A 17,763-nucleotide genomic window follows, 5' to 3' on the forward strand; every position below is an offset into this window, starting at 1 on the left:
AACCCTAGAACCGGGCGCACTGGTCTTCCTTGTTGCCACGCACCACGTTGCCGTTGCCGCTGGGAACCGGGCTGTTTTCCTTGCACTGCAGGTTGCCGTTGATGCGGTTGCTAAATACGCGCAGGCCGCCTGCGTTCTCAAAGGCCTGGAGGTTGCCGCCGATGGTGTTGCCCTGGCTAAGCAGCGATCGCGTATTCTCCTCAAACTGCAGGTTGCCGCCAATGCGGCTGTCAGCCACCATCGCCGCACCCGACTGCTTGATCTGAATGTTGCCTGTCACCAGAGAGCGGGTATTAACCGTCACCTGGTTGGCGTTTTCAGCCTGAATGTTGCCCCCGACGCGCACGCTGCGAGCGACCAGCACCGCCCCCGACTCGACGGTAATATTGCCCTCCACGCGAGTGCCGTTGAGGGTGCAGGTAGCGCCATCGGGTACCCGCAGGTTTTCGACGGTGGTGTTGCCCAGGTTGCCTCGGCAAGTAAACTCATCGGCCCGGCTGGGGGCAGAGAAGGCGATCGCACTAGACAGCCCAACCATACCCGCCAAAAGAATTCTTGCCGCTCTCATCGGTGCGCTTCCTCTCAGTAGTTTCATGCAAACTACACCGAAAGACGTACACGTTGAACTATTTGTTGCTGAGCCAATTGCTCAGCCGAAGGTGGACCAAGTCTTGTGAAAACCTGGTCCACCGCCAATGAGAGCGGCGGTTTGCGCTTCAGCCCTAGGCCACCTCTACCAGCGCAGGATAGTCGATGTACCCTTCGGCCCCGCCGCCGTAGAAGGTGTCGGGGTTGGGCTCATTGAGGGGAGCCTGCTTGGCAAAGCGCTCGGGCAGGTCGGGGTTGGCGATAAACAGCTTGCCGTAGGAGACCAGATCGGCGTCACCACTGGCGATCGCCGCATTCCCCGACTCCTGATCGTAGTCCCAGTTCACCATGAGATTGCCGTCGTATAGCGGGCGAAATTCTTTGGTGGGGATGGGGGTGCCGCTGTAGCGCAGGTCGGCCTCACTGGGTTCGAGCAGGTGCAGGTAGGCCAGGTTGAACTGATTCAGCGATTGAACGGCGTAGCCAAAGGTGGCTCTGGGGTCAGAGTCGGTCATGTCGTTGAAGGTGCTGCTGGGCGATAGGCGCACGCCGACGCGTTGGCCGCCAAACACTTCCGACACAGCCTCAGTTACCTCGAGCAGCAGGCGGGCGCGGTTTTCGACCGGGCCACCGTAGGCATCGGTGCGGTGGTTGCTGCCATCGCGCAAAAACTGGTCGAGCAGGTAGCCGTTGGCCCCGTGCACTTCCACCCCGTCGAAACCCGCCTCTAGAGCATTCTTGGCCGCCTGGCGATACTGGTCCACAATGCCGGGAATTTCCTCTAGCTCAAGCGCCCTGGGGGTGACAAAGCGCTGCATACCCTCGTAGGTCATGGCCTCCCCCTTGGGCTGAAGGGCGCTGGGAGCCACGGGCGTTGCCCCATCGGGCTGAAGCGACGGGTGCGAGATGCGGCCCACGTGCCACAACTGCAGGAAAATGCGCCCGCCCTTAGCGTGAACAGCCTCGGTCACCTGTTGCCACCCGGCAATCTGTTCGGCACTGTGGATGCCGGGGGTGGCGGGGTAACCCATGCCCTGGGGCGAAATCTGACTGGCTTCAGTGATGATCAGCCCAGCGGAAGCCCGCTGCTCGTAGTAGGTAACGTTTAATGGCTGCGGCACGTTGCCTTCCCCAGCCCGGTTGCGGGTGAGAGGAGCCATCACAATGCGGTTGGGCAGTTCGTAGGCACCGAGCTTGATCGGGGTAAACAGGTTCTTTTCAGTAGCCATGAGAGTTTCCTTCAGAATGGTTAGCACTCAAGAATTCTGCAAGTTCGTACGAATCATGTAGGGGCAAGTGGCGTTTGCCCCAGCAAGAATCGGGGCCTAAGCGGGACAACGGCCTAAAGACGTTCCAGGTCAGGCAAGCGGCGATCGCTCTTATTGGATTGGGGCCAAAAGAGGTCCAATAGCGGCACAGGCGAGGAAGGGCAAACAACCGTTTGCCCCTACGGGTGGCTACGGCTCACTAGCTCAAAAACGGCTCAACAGCCTGAGAAAGAGCGGCCTTAGACACAGCCCCGACCACCTGCTCCATCTTTTCGCCGCCCATAAACACCATCAGCGTGGGAATGCTGCGAATGCCGTAGTGGGAAGCAATGCCGGGCTGCTCGTCGGTGTTGACTTTGACCACCTTAAGCTGCCCCTCGTACTGCTGGGCCACCTCATCGACCACACGGGCTACCATGCGGCAGGGACCGCACCACGGAGCCCAAAAATCAACCAGCACAGGCACGTCGCTTTTTAGCACTTCAGCTTGAAACGTCTCTTGGGTAATACTTGCAACTGCGGACATTGGCACACCTCCGCCGATTGGGCGAATTTCAATTATTCGAAAACTTCGAACAATCAAACTATAGCCTCTCCCGTGGCATAATGCAACTATGCGACCTATTCATCATCCCAACTGCCAAGACATTGCCCTGGAAGGAGTTTTGTACGCTCTGGGCGACCCGGTGCGGCTCGAAATTGTGCAGCGGCTGGCTAGCAATGACGAGCTGTCTTGCTCGGATCTCGATTTGGGGGTAGCCAAGTCAACCCTCTCCCACCACTTCAAAATTTTGCGCGAGGCTGGGGTGCTGCACTGCCGCAAGCAGGGCACCCAGCACATGAATTCCCTGCGCCGTGACGATCTAGAGGCGGCATTCCCCGGTTTGCTAGATACAATTCTGCAGGCAGCTCGGGGAAAGGTTGAACGCTAAGGCTGAGGGGCAAACAGCCAGGACGGCTATTCCACCAGAGTTCTCCCAAAGCACCGGCACAGTCGTTGGGGTCGATAAGATGGGAGGGCTCGCCACTGTCTGAGGAGCGATCGCTGTATGGGAAAAAATAGGATTGCGCTGCTTGTCACGGTGGGCGGGCTGGTAGCTGCCTGCATTAGCGTGCCACCAGACTGGTTCTTCAACCTCGTCAACTATCGCGACATGAGTATTCCTAGCTGGTCTCGGCTATGGTTAATTGCACAACCCGTACTATACGGTTTCGGTTCTTACATGACGGCCCTGGTGATTCAGCAAACGTCACGCCAAGAAACAGCAATTGAGCCAGCTTTTCTGTCATTGGGCGGCACGACTGGTTTGCTAGCAGGTGTAGGGATCATAATTCTATTGCTATCGCTTCAGCCATCAATTCAAGTGCCATATCCGCTTAGTTTGGTGGTGTTCGTTGCAACTGCACTTTTTTCCATTTTGCTTTCTTTTTTTGCAACTCGATTTGCTTGCCGATTCAAACGACGCAGATCTAATTCAAATTTGAAGGTCTTATTGCTAAGGGCTTTAGTTCCATTTGTATTTATCCTGACACTGATCTGGCTGCACTATGGCAGCTTTCCTGGTGCCCTTGCTTCTGCTGAGACGCGGCAGCAATGGGCCTATCAAGAATTTGGGAATTACAAGGAAGTTGTAGAATCAGTCAGCAGCTGTAAATTTATTCTAGAACGTGTCGGCAGCGTTGAATTTGTTGCCCCAACCTCTGGCAAGAACTATGTAATTTCTGATTCTGGAAGCTCCGGGCATAATGGAAAACTGACTTTAGAAGTGGTGGGTGAGGCAGGTACTGGTGTTGCAAGTTTTGGCTTTCATATCGACACTCATGCTTCAGCTGGTCAATTCACCTATCAAAATAAAACAGAAACAATAACCTGCCCAAGGTAGTTAAAAGTTTTAGGTGTCTCTAAAGTGGCTTAGACTCCAGAACACCGCTTTGGGGAAGCTCTATCTGCGGCTGGCGAACGGCATCGGCAACCTTTTTAATGAAGCTGGCGGTGGGTACGGCCAGCAGCAGGCCCAAAAACCCGGCAAACTTGGCCCCAATCAGCAGCACCAGGATGATAATCGCAGGATTTAACCCAGTGATACCCCCCATCAGACGTGGTGCCACCAGGTTGTCGTTAACTTGGCCCAGCACGATCGCGACGCCCAGCACCTTGAGGCCCAGCCAAATATCCTGAAACGCCAGCAGCGTACTTACCCCCAGCACCGCCGCTGTACCCCCAAAGGGAATGATGCTGACCAGGCCAATCACTAAGCCAAACAGCAGACCAAAGGGCACATTGAGCAAGATTAGGGCCGTTGACTGAGCCACCGCTAAGATCAGCGCCAGGGTAGCCTGCCCCGAAAAATAGCCCTGAAAGCTGGGTCTTAGCGAACTGCGAATCTGCGATCGCCAGGCGGTTGGCAGCCAGCTCAGCAGACCCTCCCACAGCGGGTCGCCGTTGATGACCAGCAGAATGGCCAGGACCACGGTGATCAGCAAGTTGAGCGCGCTGTCGAGGGTGCTGAGGGTAACGCTAATCGCCTGGGTGGTGGTGGCTTGTAGGGCGTTGGTGAGCTGGTTGGCAGCCTCTACCGTCAGCTGATCGAGGTTGACGGGCAGGTTTTGAAAGATAGTCCGATCTTCTAACAGCAGCAGTTGCGTTGTAGCCTGATCGATCCAGCCAGGCAGTCGTTCGGCAAAGTCGTTGAGCTGCTGCCACACCTGTGGCCCCAAAAAGACGACCAAAACCGTGGTCACCACGACAGCTAGCAGCACCACCAACGCCACCGCCAGGCTTCTGGCCAGGCCTCGATGTTCTAGCCAGTCGATGGGGTAGTCGAGCAGAAAAGCGATCACGCTGGCGGTAATCACAATGCTGGTGGCGGGTTGTAGCAGCCCACCGATCCAGTACAGCAGCCAGCCATTGAGGCAGATTAAGGGGAATGCTAGGCCCGCGATCGCCCACTTGGGCAAGTTTGAAAAATTCACCATAGGTACCGCCTACCGTTCTAAAGCCGAAATATCCAGGTTTGCCAGAGTTGCCAGGAATGCTTGCAGGCGATCGCCAATCTGAGCCACCCCGTCCACCACGTTCGATTCAATATTTAGCACCATCACCGGGTCGTGGAGCGACATGCGCACCATAAACCAGCCGTTTTCTGCGGGCGACTGGCAAGCGACGCGCACCCCTTCGTAGGTGTTGGGCACCACCGCCCAGTCAGCCTGGGTAGCGACAAAGGCCTTCAGCTGGGCCATCACCTCCGCGCCGTAGGCCTGGGGCTCGGGAGCCAAAACCTTGAGCCGATACTCCTGGCTGTCGTGGGGGTCTTGCAGGGTGGCGATCAGGTCGGTGAGGCGCTGGCCCGCCAGGCGGGCTTTGGCCAGTTCGACCAGCAGCTTGCTGACCAAGTAAGCGCCATCGTCTAAAAAGTAGTTTTCTTTCATCGCGCCGTGGCCTGAGGCCTCGATCGCAAGCCAGCTGGGCTGGCCCGCCTCATTTAGCCGGATGGCTTCGTTGATCACATTTTTGTAGCCCCGGCGAAAGCGATGGTGAATACCCCCCAGGTCACCCTCAATGAATTGGGTTAACCCATCAGAGGTAGTGGAGTCGGTGACGATGGTGGTACCGGGGTGCTCCTGCAGCACAATCGCCGAGATCAGCGCGATTAGCCGGTTGCGGTTGAGTTCGCGGCCTTCAGCGTCGACCGCCGCGCCGCGATCGACATCGGTATCGAAAATCAGGCCAAAGTCGGCTCCCTGGGCAACTACGGCCTGGCAAATTGAGGCGATCGCCGCCGCATCTTCCGGGTTGGGCACGTGGTTAGGGAAGGTGCCATCGGGGTCTAAAAACTGGCTACCGGTGGTGTCTGCCCCCAGCGGTTCGAGCACGCGGCTGGCGAAAAAACCACCCGCCCCATTGCCCGCGTCAACGATAATTTTGAGCCCTTGCAGCGGTTGATCAAAGTGCTCGGGGTGGTTGACCGACTGGCGAATCTGCTGCACCAGACCCGCCGCATAGGCCCCAATTAAATCGCGGCTTTCTACCAGGCCGGGGGCTGTCGCAGTCGAAAAATTGCCCTGCTCCGCCAGCTCTAAAATGCGCGAGATATCGCCTTTGCCAAGGCCGCCCTGGCGGGTGAAAAACTTGAGGCCGTTGCGGTTAAAGGGCAGGTGGCTGGCGGTCATCATAATCGCACCGTGGCAGGCAAACTCGGGCAGTACGGTGGCCATAAACATGGCCGGGGTCGAGGCCATAGCCACGTCCAGCACCCGACAGCCAAGGGAGGTCATACCGGCGATCGCCGCCCCCATCAGCTCAGGCCCAGACAACCGACTGTCGCGCCCGATCGCAATGGTCAACTTGTCTAAAGGATGCTCTAGTTCTGCTGACAGCCAGGTGGCAAAGGCTTTGCCCAAGGTGGCGACCACTTCAGGGGTGAGGTTGACGGTTTGACCGGCAACTCCCTCTAGGGCGACGCCGCGAATGTCGGAGCCGTTTTGCAATGTGGCCCAGTGGGTAGTTAGGGTGGATGGGGGCATAGGGGGCGATCGCTCCTGCTGTCGTCCCCTTCACCATAGAAGCCACTCCAGGCTTCTGCCGATTTCTTCAGCTTTTTTGCACCTGAGAGCGCTAAATTTCAGTCCTTGGTAGCAGCGTGCCTTGAGGAAGCCACTAAACTGGAAACAAGCCCATTGGTAACTGCTATGGTCGCCTACTCCCAACCCTGGACTACTCGCGATCTGGCCGCCATGCCTGACGACGGCGGCTGGAAGCGTTACGAAATTATTGACGGAGAACTCTACGTGACCCGTGCCCCACACATTCGCCACCAGGGTGCAGCCGGAAAGCTGCACGTACGTTTAGAAAACTGGTCTGAGCAGACAGGGTTGGGCTCTGCATTCCAGGCTCCAGGGGTGATTTTTACCCCTACAGACGCCGTGACTCCCGATGTGGTGTGGATTAGTCAGGCGCGCTTAGCTGACGGCGTAGACGATGCGGGGCACCTGATTGTGGCCCCAGAACTGATGGTAGAGGTGCTGTCTCCCGGCGACCTCAACGAGCAGCGTGATAAGGAGGTCAAGCTCAAGCTCTACTCGCGCTACGGGGTGCAGGAATATTGGATCGTCAACTGGCAGCTCAAAACTTTGGAAGTCTATCGTCGCGCTGAAGCCCAACTTCAGTTGGTCGGTACGCTCTTAGTTGACGACATGCTATCGTCTCCGCTACTAGAGGGGTTGAGCGTTCCCTTAATCGAAGTCTTTAGATGACTATGCTTAGTGGCATTTTGCTAAAAGACCTTTAGGCACAGTAGCAGTTTTACAAGCTTATCTTTTCCCTAAACTTTATGTGTAGAAAGCTGGGAAACTAATCTTTAAAGTTAGATGTTTTCCTCTAACTCAAGTTTTTCCAAGCAACTGACGATATGGAGCTGAAAATCTGACAACTTTCCCCAAGCTTTCCTAAAGGTTAAGAAGTTAGGACTTTGTAGGGCATGGGTATTGCCATCAGCATATCTTGGACTAAAGCCTAAAATTTCCTTTTGATGGGGAAGTCTGTACCAATCTTGCTGAGTGGGCATCCAAACAACCTTAACCTGACGAAAATAGCCAGAATCTGTTTCACGAATCTGCTCGTCTAAAAACTCAACGAGATGAGTTACCTTCGCTCGTTGATGCAAAATCATTACATCTCCAGCTTTAGGCAAGTCAACTCCATGAGCGCTAAGTCGCCACATCAATTCAAAGCTAGGTTCTTGAATGACTGCAAAATTACGTCGCTGCAAGAAGTCTTCAGATTCATCTCCCGATTTGGATTGTAATCGATAAGCCCATTCGCTTAGTGGATTTTTTACATTTTTAATGAAAAGAATTTTTTCGGAATTGTATTTTTTCGCTAGTCCTTCTAGGTTAGAAATCTCATTTGCTAAACTGTGCTCTTTGAAGGATGAAGACTTGGGTGAGGTCTGTTGTATGTTGGTTGTTGAGTATGGGGGGTTGGCCATTACTACCTGCAAGTTCTCAATCTTCCTTTGAGGCTTTTTTCCAGTGATGCCCCATTCCAGAGAAAATAGGGCCTTCTCATCTTCGATTCCGTCCCGAAAGAAAACAGAATGAAATTCTTGAAGAAAAATCAGTTCTTCAGGAATTTCTTCAACTCCTGGGAGCATTACAGGAATGACAGGAATATCTCGTCTAACACACTGAGTGATAAAAGCTTTTAGCTCTAAAGCTTGCCAACGGCCTAACCCGTCTTGTCCAAAAAAGATGGCTACTGTCTTGATGCGTCCGATCGCCTGCTGAATTTCATCTTGAAACTTGGTGCCAGGTGCAATCTCCTCTTCATCAAGCCAGGGACGAACTCCCAGATCTATAAGCTTGTGGTAAATACAGCGGATCAGCGGTTTATCTTTGCTGCTGTGGGCCAGAAAAACATCAAACTGCTGATCCGTCATTTGTCTTGTGCCCCGGTTGACTCCATCCTTTGCTCAATCAGAGTTTAACCTGAATTATCTGGGCTGCTAGTGCCTCCAACAATAGACATAGGTTGATCCCCAATCGGTTAAGGTGTTATTTTGCCTTAGCTTCCAGGGTTTCGAGGCGGCTCTTGAGTTCCTGGTTAGATTTTTTCAGATCGTCTAGCTCCTGACGCAGTTTTTCCACCGCTTTGTCTTTGCCGATCGCTTTCTGAACCTGCTGCACGGCCTCCTGGGCGCGACGACGCACACGACCATCGGGGGTGTGGTCAGCGAGGCTTTGCAAAATGCCGATCGCCCGCCCGGTCTCAATGCCGCTCAGGCCCACCACCGCAGAGACTTGGGTGAGGAAGAACGACTCGCTGGCAATGGTCTCTAACCTGTCTAAAATGCGCTCCACGTTGGGCTTGCTCTGGGCTTTGGAGATCGCGCCGAGGGAGCGGATCGCCGCCAGTCGCAGGGCCTGGGGAGTACCGGGTTCGGTGTACTGAAGCAGTAAATCGAGCGCGTCTTCGGAGGATTTGAACTGGCTGAGGGCGGCGATCGCCCCCGATCGCACCATCTCATTCCACCCCTGGCGCTCTTGGAGAATGCTCTCCAAGAGCCGGAGGGTTTTCTTGGCCTTCTTTTTGCCCTCCAGGTCGGCAGATCCGACTTTGCCGAGGGAGCGAATGGCGGCGGCTTCGACGTAGTAGCTGGGGTCGCCCTGTTCTGCGATCGCCTTTAGCGCTCGGTAGCTCTCAATGGTTTTGATGTCGCCGAGGGATTCAACCACGGCGCGGCGGACGCGGGCTTCGGGGTCTTGGAGACCGAGCAGCAAGCCTTCTACGGCTTGATCCAACTTCACAGAGGCCAGCTGTTCGGCGACTTCGGCCCGCACCCCCCAGAAGGGTTCGTCGATGAGGGCTTCGCTGAGGGCGGTGACGGCTTCAAGGTTGCCTTTTTTAGCAAGGGCGATCGCGGCCTCAATGCGCGAGAGGGGGTCGGGGTCGTGCTTGAGCTGGGCCTTGAGTTCCGCCACGGGATACTCTAGCTCGACGGTTTTTAGGTAGTGGTTGCCCACGTCAAAGCTAATGAAGTCAGGCTTTTTCTCCAGCGGGAAAAACAGCGCCTGCTCCCGCTCGTGGATGCGCACGGTGAAGGCTTTGACCTCAGGCGGGGAAGATTTTTCTGCACCCATATAGCCAAAACCGATGGGGATACGCAGGTCAAACAGGCCGCTGGTGCTGCTGGTATCGCCGTCTTTGGCCTGGGTTTGGGTGATGGTGACTTTGGCCAGGTTGCTGTCGCCATCCCAGCTGTAGGCGACTTTGTAGTCGGGGTGGCCGCCGCGCAGCACGTATTGGTCAAATAGGGGCCGCAGGTTGCGCCCAGTGGCCTTGTCGATCGCCCGCAGCAGGTCGATGGTTTCGACGGTGCTATGGGCGTGGTCTTGCACAAAGGTGTGGATGGCTTTCCAGAACAGGCCGTCGCCCAGCTCGGCGCGAATCATGTGGTAGACGCAGGCCCCTTTTTCGTAGATGTGGCGATCGTAGAGTTCGATTGCCTCCCGATACACATGGGTGACCATGGGGCGGCGGTAGCGGCTCTTGTCTTCGTTCAGGTAGCTGCGGGCCTCGCCCAGGCGGTAGTAGGCGGCCTCGTCTGCACCGTACTCCTGCTCGGTCCACATCACTTCGGAATAGGTGGCCATGCCCTCTTTCACCCAGGCGTGGCTCCAGTGGTTGATCACCAGCAAATCGCCAAACCACTGGTGGGCCAGCTCGTGCACTACCAAGGACTCAGAGCCGCGATTGTCGATCGCCGCCCGTTCATCCAGCAGGCAGCGATCGGTCAAGATCGTTACTGAGGTGTTCTCCATGCCGCCAAAGATAAAGTCGGCGGCGCACACCTGGGCATATTTAGGAAAGGCGTAGCGGTAGCCGTACTTTTCGCTTAAAAATTCCACCATGCGCGGCGTTTTGCCCATGGTGATCTGGCCCTGGTCCTGGCGGCCTTTCTCAACGTAATAGGTAACGGGAATGTCTTGCCACTGGTCTTGGATCACGTCGAACTCGCCCACGGCCAGGGCCATTAGGTAGGTGGGATGCACCTGCTTTTGGTGCCAGTGGTAGACCTTGTGGCCGTTGTCTTCGCGGGCATCGATCAGCTCGCCATTGGAGACCACCTGGTACTGGGCGGGCACCCGCACCTTAATTTCTGAGGTGGAGAGCATGCCCGGATAGTCGAAGCAGGGAAACCAAAAGCGGGAGTCTTCGTCTTCGCCCTGGGTCCAGACCTGGACGGGTTTATCGGGGTAGTGCTGGTCGGGTCCAATGAAATAGATGCCGCGCTCGGGCTGCACCAGGCGGTAGGCGATCGCCACCGTAAAGCTCTCCCCAGCCACAGTCGGATTTTTTAGGCGAATGTGAAGCTGCTCGCCGTCGTAGTCAAAGTCTTGCCCGGCGGTGCCCACCGTCACCGACTCAATCTGCTGGTTCACCGCGTCTAGCGTCAAGTTACTAACGCCGTCGCGCACGGGGTTGATGCGAATTTCGCAGGTGCCCTCGCAGGTTTTAGCGTCCAAGTCTAGCTTCAAGTCCAGCGCGATGTGCTCGACCTGGCCAGGGCGATCGGGGTTGTAGTGGGGTTTGGCCCCCGGCATTTCAAACGATTTATGCCCATTGTTGTCGTCGTACAGGCCTTCGATCTGAAATGTGCGGTGAGCGGTGGACATGGGTGCAATAAACCTTTTGGTGACGTTGAAGCTTCAGGGTCAAGGGGCGCTGCTACCGAGCCGCAGATACCCCGGCCAAACAGTCTACCCTGACTGCTATAAAGCCATCGTACTCTGTAACACCTAAACCGTAGTCAGAGTGACATTGTCTAAGCAAGGCCAATCAACCATTCGGCACAGAAGGTGGCTCTGCCCAAGGTGAGATTTATGTCATGAACCGCCATCATCGCTGACAAAGTTTCCTACTATCAAAGAGCCAGACTTTCAAATTAAGAACCTTGATCTAAGCAGGGCCGCAGGTTGTGTTTTAGAAGTGGCCCAATGCGCCATCGGGGTTGGCTTTAGTGCGTCAGGCTGCTTACAAAAGCACCCTGCGATCGCCCTCATTTCAGTACTGTTTACATCTTAATAATCATGCCTAATTTAAACCCTCAACAAGAAAAAACGCTGACCGCTTTTATTACCGCCCTGGGTCGACAAGACAGCGCATTGCCGGAGGGGCTGCAAAAACAGCTCCACGCCATTGGTCAGAGCCTAGAAACTCGAATTTTAGAACTGCCTGCGATCGCGGCCAGTCTACCGAACTTGAACCAGGCCTACCAGACAGCGCTATCTGATACCCAGGCCGAGGCACCGGCTGCCACCTTTGCGTCCAGCACCAATCGATCTGACAGCGACAAACAGTTCGATCGCGCCGTTGACATTCTCACCGCTGACGACCCGGTGCAGGCAGCCAAGCGCAGCCGCACCCCCATTGGGCAAATTGCCTCAAACCCGCTGAAGCGGCTCTTTGGCCGGGGCTAAGGCAACCTTTAACAAACAGTTTCCCCAACGGTGGGCAGTGCCCACCCTACAACTGCCCCGCAATCGCCCTTCCCCAGCGATAGACTCAACCTATTGATGGGTAACTACCATGGCTCACCTCACCGCCCGCCGCCCCCAAAACGTAGAGGGAGATATCTACGTCGATAGCTCCTGCATCGACTGCGACACCTGCCGCTGGATGGCCCCCGATATTTTTACTCGCGACGACGAGCAGTCGGCGGTCTTTCACCAGCCCAAAACGGAGGCCGAACGGCTGGCCGCGCTGCAAGCGGTGCTGGCCTGCCCCACGGCCTCCATCGGTACCGTCACGCCGCCTAAAGATATGAAGGCGGCCCAGGCCAGCTTTCCGATCGCCATTACCGAGGACGTCTACCACTGCGGCTACCACTCCGAGAAGTCTTACGGGGCGGCCAGCTATTTAATTCAGCGGCCTGAGGGAAACGTGCTGGTTGACTCACCCCGTTTTGCCGCGCCCCTGGTCAAGCAGCTCGAAACCCTGGGCGGCGTGCGCTACCTCTACCTCACCCACCAGGATGATGTGGCCGATCACCAGCAGTTTCATGAGCGGTTTGGCTGCACGCGCATTCTCCACACCGACGACATTAGCCGTGACACCGCAGCCGTCGAAATTCAGCTCCAGGGCACCGACCCGGTGGATCTAGCGCCCGACCTCACTATCATTCCGGTGCCGGGCCACACCAAGGGGCACACGGTGCTACTGTACGACAACCGCGCCCTGTTTACTGGCGATCACCTGGCCTGGTCAGAACGGCTGCATCAGCTCCACGCCTTTCGCTCCGTCTGCTGGTATTCCTGGCCTGAGCAAGTTAAATCGATGGAAAGGCTCGCCGCCTACGACTTTGAGTGGGTGCTGCCGGGCCACGGTCGCCGCCACCACGCCGACAAAGCCACCATGCGCCAGCACATGCAAAAGTGCATTGACTGGATGAAGGCGCAGTAGGGTTGGGGAGTGCTGACCCAGGGTACGAATCAGAAATTCAACGCCTCTCGTAGGGGCATAGGCGCAGCCAAGCCAAAGGCTTTACGGTTGTTTGCCCTTACCCAAGTTCACGCCTCAATTCAGCAACGCCGAACTGGGGATAGGGAATGAGCCATCGCCGTCTCTACACATCAAACACGTAGCGTACCGCTCCAGAATCTGGATCGTTGGTGATATCGGCATAGCCGCAGCGCAGCGCCTCCCGAACTAAGGCCTCTACCCGATCAGTGCTCAGTCCGGTGTGCAGGGCTACCTGCGCCTTAGAGAGCCTACCCCCGTTGGCGTGAGCTGCCCTTAGCAGCTGCTGCATCGAGTCGTTTTGAGTCTGTGGAATGCTCTGGGCCGCGACCAGGTTTCGTTCTATCGGCACTGGCATCACCAGGCCCTCGTCGCCCCACTCTGCCAGGTATCGCCGCCGCAGTTGCTCGTTGCGGGTTTTGACCATACCGGGCACCAGCACCAGGTCGATGAGTTGGCCAAAGCCAAACAATCCAAAGGTACACAGGTAGACGAGCCCCAATACAACCTGCCCGGTATAAAACCGATGTAGCCCGCAGAACCCCAAAAAACCTAGCGTCCAGAGCATGTAGGCTGTCTCGGTTTTTGCTCGTGCCATGATGGGTTGGTCCTTGAAGGTGCTAGGGGCTGCAAACCTAAAATCAACCTGCAGCAGTACCTAGAGCCATTATAGACAGCCGATTTTTTGGCGTGCGGTCCCTGTAACCGACCCGTAATGCCGTCGATTAAGTTGTAGGGCAGCTTTACTGGCCAGCCCCAAAGATGGCCTGAGCCGTTAGCGATAGGTCTGGGAATAGCTCAGAGCGAATAGGCTCATTGCCGCGAAACTGGCTGACCTGGTACTCATCTTCGACCAAGCGATAGATCGAAAGCGTTGGTCGCTTGGGGTTGCCAATATAGCGGCGTCCGCCCAGGCCCAGATAATCGACGATCCAATATTCGGCAATGCCCAGGCTTTCGTAATCCACAAGCTTTTTGCCGTAATCGTCGCGCCAGTTGGTGCTCACGACTTCTACGACCAGCGGTACTGAAGTCCCTAGCGTAACGGTTGAAGCCTTCTTCCAGAGGGCTCCTGAGGTAGGGCGTCACGGTTGAGCAGCAAAACATCGGGTAGGTAGGCGGTGTCTTCCCCCGGCAGTTTGACTAGCGCCTGCTTGGGCAGCATAAAAGGCTGCTGTAGCCGATGCACTTCTAGCACCAGCACCGCGTTCAAAAAGGAAATAATCTCCCCATGTTCACCAGTAGGTTGCATTTCAATCGGGGTGCCGTGGTGAAGTTCATACCGGCGGTTGTCGGGTTTCCAGTCAATGAACTCGGCAAAGGTCATCAACTGAGCATCGGGGAGGGGAACAGTGACCATGGGTATATGGCGTATGCAGACGAGCGCGGATACTTATGGGCTAGGGAGAGCACAGGGTTGAAGTACCTATAGTTTGATGTATTGAGACTTAGCAGACAAGCGCTGTAGCGCTGTAGGGTGGGCACTGCCCACCATCCCACCCAGCTATCACCAACCCATCGGGAACACTACCTTAGAGTATCTTCCCCTACCCCCAAATGCCCGATTATCAACGCGCCTACACTCTCGGCGGGGCAATCTTTCTCACCCTGGTCACCTTTAACCGCAGACCAAGCATTGGAGTGGTAGTCAGTATCCATCCTCCTGACTAGAATAAAGCCATCGCAGAGTTGTCACTGGTGAATTGCTGTATGGCGGAAGTCGTTGAGATCCCCGTTGAACTCACCCAGTTTCGATTACCTCAAGCGGTACAAGAACGATTACAGCTTTTGCTTGATCGTCAAGATGAGGGGCAGGAGCTTTCTCAAGCGGAACGCCAGGAAGCAGAAGGGCTTGTAGAGTTGGCGGAGTTTTTATCGTTGCTGCGGCTCCGGTCCCATCATGTTACCAAGCAAGCGTAGATGACTAAGATTCCAGCGTCTCTGCGTGAACTGGTTATCAAGCGAGCTGATAACCGCTGCGAATATTGCGGAATCTCTCAACTGGGGCAGGTCGCCACCTTTCATATTGATCACGTTATTCCTATCATTGCTGGTGGCAAAACGACCGCTGAGAACCTTGCTTTGGCTTGTGTGTCTTGCTCTCTAAGGAAGGGCGCACGGCAAGAGTTGCAAGATTCAGAAACAGGGTTGACAGTTCTGGTTTTTAGTCCTCGTCAGCAAGTTTGGAAAGAGCATTTTGCTTGGGAGGGCTTTCGCATAGTCGGCTTGACTCCCACAGGTCGGGCAACTGTTGAAGCTTTAGATTTGAACCGTGCGATTATGTTGGCTATTAGGACAGAAGAGGAACTGCTAGGACGTCATCCGCCGTCTTGAGCGTTTGTAGCAAAAGAACGACGTTTTTTGAAGCACACCATTCGCGATGAAACTGTTTGGGTGGGGCACATCAATTATTTGCATTACAACCCGGTGAAGCATGGGTTGGTAGAGTGCCCCCACCAGTGGAAGTTTTCGAGTTTTCGACGGTTTGTTGGGGATGGTTCTTATGGAGAGGATTGGGGATGCTGGTGCGGAGGGAAGGAGACAGCTGTTGAGTTTGAGGGGAAGGAGCTGGTGGTGGGTGAGTAAATAGGGTGGTGGGCAGTGCTCACTCTACTCGGCTAGAAATAGAAATATTGGCTAAAATTCAGTGAGCAATAAGGCTACAGTAAAAAGTCGAAAACAATGATGGAAAGCTCAAGTGCCTTGCAAAGGCTCACTCTAATACTGAAAGAAGCAGTAGAAGAATGCCAAGGGGACACATTAATGGGTCCGATCTTATTGAAAGTCATGGGATGCGATCAAAATCAATCCGATAAACTTTCTCTATTTTTCACGTTACTTGATTCAGCAGAAAGAGAAGCAGAAAGAGAAGCAGAAAGGCTAAAAAATATAAGAAAGAATGAAGATTTTCTAGGAGTTATAAAAGACATAAAGACTGTTTTTGTAAATAATCACGTTTGGGCAAGTAAGTGTAGCGTGTTTGCAAGTCACTTGAGAAAAAAGAACTCTCTGACCGTGCTCAATTTATTGGTTTCCTTCTATTCAAATCAATATCCTAAGTTGCAAATAGAAAAAGAATACTTAGATAGTTTCAAGTCAATATTTGAAAATCTTCAAAGAGAAGTTGGAAGCTCAGGTCTTTCACGAGAGTTAAGAAATTTTATCTTGGATAAAATTGAAGAAGTCTTGGCAGCAATCGGAAGATATAACACAGACGGAACTGAAGGGCTAGAGAGAGCAACAAAGGACTTTATAGGCGATTGGATAATTATTGAGAACAAGATCAGCCAAGAAGACAGAAAAACCCGATTGTTGAAAAGGTTAAAACCCATTTTGGAACCTTGAACGGATTTATCGGATTCAGTGTTTTTGGTTTGATAGGATTAGCGCCTGATATATACAATTTCTGGATACCTTCAATTGATGATTGGAAATCTACTCAAGAGAGTATTGAGTTAAAGAGCATCAGTCAGCCAATGACAATCCAAGAAATTTTAGAAGAAGCATCAGCACAGCTTGTCCTAAAAGAGATGAAAGCGATAGAGGGGAAAGAAGAACCTAAGAGATTATTACCTGCCTTGGAAGAAGAAAAAGCTGACTAATTTTTTCGGACAGTAATTGTAGGGTGGGCACTGCCCACCTTCCCATCCAGCTATCACCAACCCATCGGGAGCCTACCTTAGATTATCTTCCCCTACCCCCGATGCTCGATTGTCGACGCGCCTACACTTCCGGCGGGGCAATCTTTCTCCCCCTGGCCACCTTCAATCGCAGACTCATCTTTGCAGAATCCAACAACGTAAAACGCCTGCGTCAGGCTGCGATCGCCGTTAAAGCTGAAATGCCCTTGAGTTTGAGGGGGAGGAGTTGATGGTGGGTGAATTAATGGGGTGGTGGGCAGTGCCCACCCTACTTAGCGCCTGAGTAAGAGAGGCTAAGCGGCGTCTTTGGTGCCTGCCAAGAGTTCGGCCACTAGCGGCGTTGATTGAGCCAAGTGGCTCACCGCCAAGATCGAAAACCCCAACAGATTGCCGTCTTGGTCTACCCGCTCCATAACCGCATCATTAGCGGTTTCTCTCATATACCCAGGTGCATCAGAAAACGTAACCTCTAAAAAATCGGCTTCCCGGTCAAACCAAACCTTCACGTGCTTTGCCATAGAGTGTTTCCTCGTTTGGGTTTATCGGTAAAGTAAGCCGTCACGATAAAGGCATCACCTTGCAGGTACTTGACCACTACGCATAGCCACTTGTCTCCAATTGTAGTTTGAGTATAAAAGCGGTAGTACAATTCTGCGGTTTCGTCACTACGAGATTGGCGCACAAGTTGCGGGTTCCGCAAGGTTTCTGCAATCAGAGTTTCCATCCCCGTCATTTCAGGATGGGCCAAAATATGCTCCAATCGCTCGTTGGTTAGGCGAACCTGTCTATCCTAATAATCAATTAACACAAACCAGTTGTCTCTCATGGTCTAATCCTTACTTCCCGGCCTAACGAAGCAAGCTCTGTCCAGTACCGTAGGGCATTGCCCACCTTCCTACCCGGCTGTCATCAACCCATCGGAAACACTACCTAGAGTATCTTCCAAACCCCCCAAATACCTGATGCTCGACGGGCCTAGACTTGTGGCAGGGCAATCTTTCTCACTCTGGTCACATTCAACCACAGACCCATCTTTGCAGAACCCGGACAACGTAAATCTGGGCCAGGCTGCGATCGCCGTTAAAGCTGAAATGCCCTTGAATTTGAGGGGTTGGTGGTGGGTGGGCGTTGCTGAATCAAGAGATGAACCTTGACGGGACTGGCACATCGCCGAACTTGAGGTAGTGAAGTAACAAGCGAACAGAGTGAGCCAGCATTTCTACGGTCTTGGAGCTGTCTCTTATACACA

19 protein-coding genes and 1 pseudogene are annotated in these 17,763 nt (G+C 54.2%); 9 read left to right on the forward strand and 11 right to left on the reverse strand.

The annotated features are described in order from the left end of the window. Positions 1-4: 4 nt before the first annotated feature. The 3 genes from IQ265_RS25930 to trxA all read right to left on the reverse strand — a co-directional run bounded on the left by IQ265_RS25930 (position 5) and on the right by trxA (position 2,382). On the reverse strand, positions 5-568 hold the full coding sequence (locus IQ265_RS25930) for a hypothetical protein (protein WP_194058969.1): 564 nt from the start codon (positions 566-568) through the stop codon (positions 5-7). A 154-nt stretch (positions 569-722) separates the two neighbouring features. Further along, positions 723-1,817: an alkene reductase gene (locus IQ265_RS25935; RefSeq protein ID WP_194058971.1), complete on the reverse strand. Its 1,095-nt coding sequence runs from the start codon at positions 1,815-1,817 to the stop codon at positions 723-725. Positions 1,818-2,055: 238 nt separating this feature from the next. Then, entirely contained in the window at positions 2,056-2,382 is a 327-nt protein-coding gene (trxA, locus tag IQ265_RS25940) for a thioredoxin (RefSeq protein ID WP_194058973.1), read from the reverse strand. A gap of 88 nt (positions 2,383-2,470) precedes the next feature. Here trxA and IQ265_RS25945 point away from each other — a divergent pair, with 88 nt between their 5' ends. Continuing rightward, positions 2,471-2,788: a metalloregulator ArsR/SmtB family transcription factor gene (locus IQ265_RS25945; protein ID WP_194058975.1), complete on the forward strand. Its 318-nt coding sequence runs from the start codon at positions 2,471-2,473 to the stop codon at positions 2,786-2,788. 117 nt (positions 2,789-2,905) lie between these two features. Beyond that, positions 2,906-3,739 (forward strand): hypothetical protein, encoded by an 834-nt coding sequence (locus IQ265_RS25950; RefSeq protein WP_194058977.1) that lies wholly within the window; start codon positions 2,906-2,908, stop codon positions 3,737-3,739. Positions 3,740-3,758: 19 nt separating this feature from the next. On the opposite strand, the gene IQ265_RS25955 is transcribed toward IQ265_RS25950, so the two are convergent. Then, positions 3,759-4,832: an AI-2E family transporter gene (locus tag IQ265_RS25955; protein ID WP_194058979.1), complete on the reverse strand. Its 1,074-nt coding sequence runs from the start codon at positions 4,830-4,832 to the stop codon at positions 3,759-3,761. A gap of 9 nt (positions 4,833-4,841) precedes the next feature. After that, positions 4,842-6,380, reverse strand: coding sequence for a phosphomannomutase/phosphoglucomutase (locus IQ265_RS25960; protein WP_194058981.1), 1,539 nt, complete (start codon positions 6,378-6,380; stop codon positions 4,842-4,844). 165 nt (positions 6,381-6,545) lie between these two features. Between IQ265_RS25960 and IQ265_RS25965 the strand changes: the two genes are divergently transcribed. Beyond that, entirely contained in the window at positions 6,546-7,109 is a 564-nt protein-coding gene (locus IQ265_RS25965) for a Uma2 family endonuclease (RefSeq protein ID WP_194058983.1), read from the forward strand. Between the two features lie 110 nt (positions 7,110-7,219). Here the strand turns inward: IQ265_RS25965 and IQ265_RS25970 are convergent, their stop codons facing one another. Both IQ265_RS25970 and IQ265_RS25975 read right to left on the reverse strand, forming a co-directional pair. Beyond that, on the reverse strand, positions 7,220-8,293 hold the full coding sequence (locus IQ265_RS25970; RefSeq protein ID WP_194058985.1) for a toll/interleukin-1 receptor domain-containing protein: 1,074 nt from the start codon (positions 8,291-8,293) through the stop codon (positions 7,220-7,222). Between the two features lie 115 nt (positions 8,294-8,408). Continuing rightward, positions 8,409-11,030, reverse strand: coding sequence for a M1 family metallopeptidase (locus tag IQ265_RS25975; protein WP_194058987.1), 2,622 nt, complete (start codon positions 11,028-11,030; stop codon positions 8,409-8,411). A gap of 414 nt (positions 11,031-11,444) precedes the next feature. Here IQ265_RS25975 and IQ265_RS25980 point away from each other — a divergent pair, with 414 nt between their 5' ends. Both IQ265_RS25980 and IQ265_RS25985 read left to right on the forward strand, forming a co-directional pair. Next, positions 11,445-11,834 carry a hypothetical protein gene (locus IQ265_RS25980; protein ID WP_194058989.1) on the forward strand — a complete coding sequence of 130 codons (390 nt, stop codon included), beginning with the start codon at positions 11,445-11,447 and terminating at the stop codon, positions 11,832-11,834. Positions 11,835-11,943: 109 nt separating this feature from the next. Continuing rightward, positions 11,944-12,816: an MBL fold metallo-hydrolase gene (locus tag IQ265_RS25985; RefSeq protein ID WP_194058991.1), complete on the forward strand. Its 873-nt coding sequence runs from the start codon at positions 11,944-11,946 to the stop codon at positions 12,814-12,816. A 163-nt stretch (positions 12,817-12,979) separates the two neighbouring features. Here the strand turns inward: IQ265_RS25985 and IQ265_RS25990 are convergent, their stop codons facing one another. Next, the gene (locus IQ265_RS25990; protein ID WP_194058993.1) at positions 12,980-13,471 is read right to left on the reverse strand and encodes a TM2 domain-containing protein; all 492 of its coding nucleotides are present in this window, start codon (positions 13,469-13,471) and stop codon (positions 12,980-12,982) included. A gap of 145 nt (positions 13,472-13,616) precedes the next feature. Next, positions 13,617-14,233 (reverse strand): annotated as a pseudogene (locus IQ265_RS25995) (Uma2 family endonuclease). A 350-nt stretch (positions 14,234-14,583) separates the two neighbouring features. Here IQ265_RS25995 and IQ265_RS26000 point away from each other — a divergent pair. The 4 genes from IQ265_RS26000 (at position 14,584) to IQ265_RS26015 (ending at position 16,475) form a co-directional block, all read left to right on the forward strand. Continuing rightward, complete coding sequence (locus IQ265_RS26000) at positions 14,584-14,793, forward strand: hypothetical protein (RefSeq protein WP_194058995.1); 210 nt, start codon at positions 14,584-14,586, stop codon at positions 14,791-14,793. After that, positions 14,794-15,207 (forward strand): HNH endonuclease signature motif containing protein, encoded by a 414-nt coding sequence (locus IQ265_RS26005; protein WP_194058997.1) that lies wholly within the window; start codon positions 14,794-14,796, stop codon positions 15,205-15,207. A gap of 351 nt (positions 15,208-15,558) precedes the next feature. Beyond that, positions 15,559-16,218: a hypothetical protein gene (locus tag IQ265_RS26010; RefSeq protein WP_194058999.1), complete on the forward strand. Its 660-nt coding sequence runs from the start codon at positions 15,559-15,561 to the stop codon at positions 16,216-16,218. Next, positions 16,215-16,475: a hypothetical protein gene (locus IQ265_RS26015; RefSeq protein WP_194059001.1), complete on the forward strand. Its 261-nt coding sequence runs from the start codon at positions 16,215-16,217 to the stop codon at positions 16,473-16,475. Before IQ265_RS26010 ends, IQ265_RS26015 begins: the two co-directional genes overlap by 4 nt. A gap of 332 nt (positions 16,476-16,807) precedes the next feature. On the opposite strand, the gene IQ265_RS26020 is transcribed toward IQ265_RS26015, so the two are convergent. Beyond that, positions 16,808-17,032, reverse strand: a complete 225-nt coding sequence (locus IQ265_RS26020) for a DUF2283 domain-containing protein (protein ID WP_194059003.1) — start codon at positions 17,030-17,032, stop codon at positions 16,808-16,810. Then, entirely contained in the window at positions 17,017-17,262 is a 246-nt protein-coding gene (locus IQ265_RS26025) for a DUF4258 domain-containing protein (protein ID WP_228038521.1), read from the reverse strand. Before IQ265_RS26025 ends, IQ265_RS26020 begins: the two co-directional genes overlap by 16 nt. Between the last annotated feature and the right edge of the window lie 501 nt (positions 17,263-17,763).

The organism is Nodosilinea sp. LEGE 06152, assembly GCF_015207525.1.
Lineage (GTDB): Bacteria > Cyanobacteriota > Cyanobacteriia > Phormidesmidales > Phormidesmidaceae > Nodosilinea.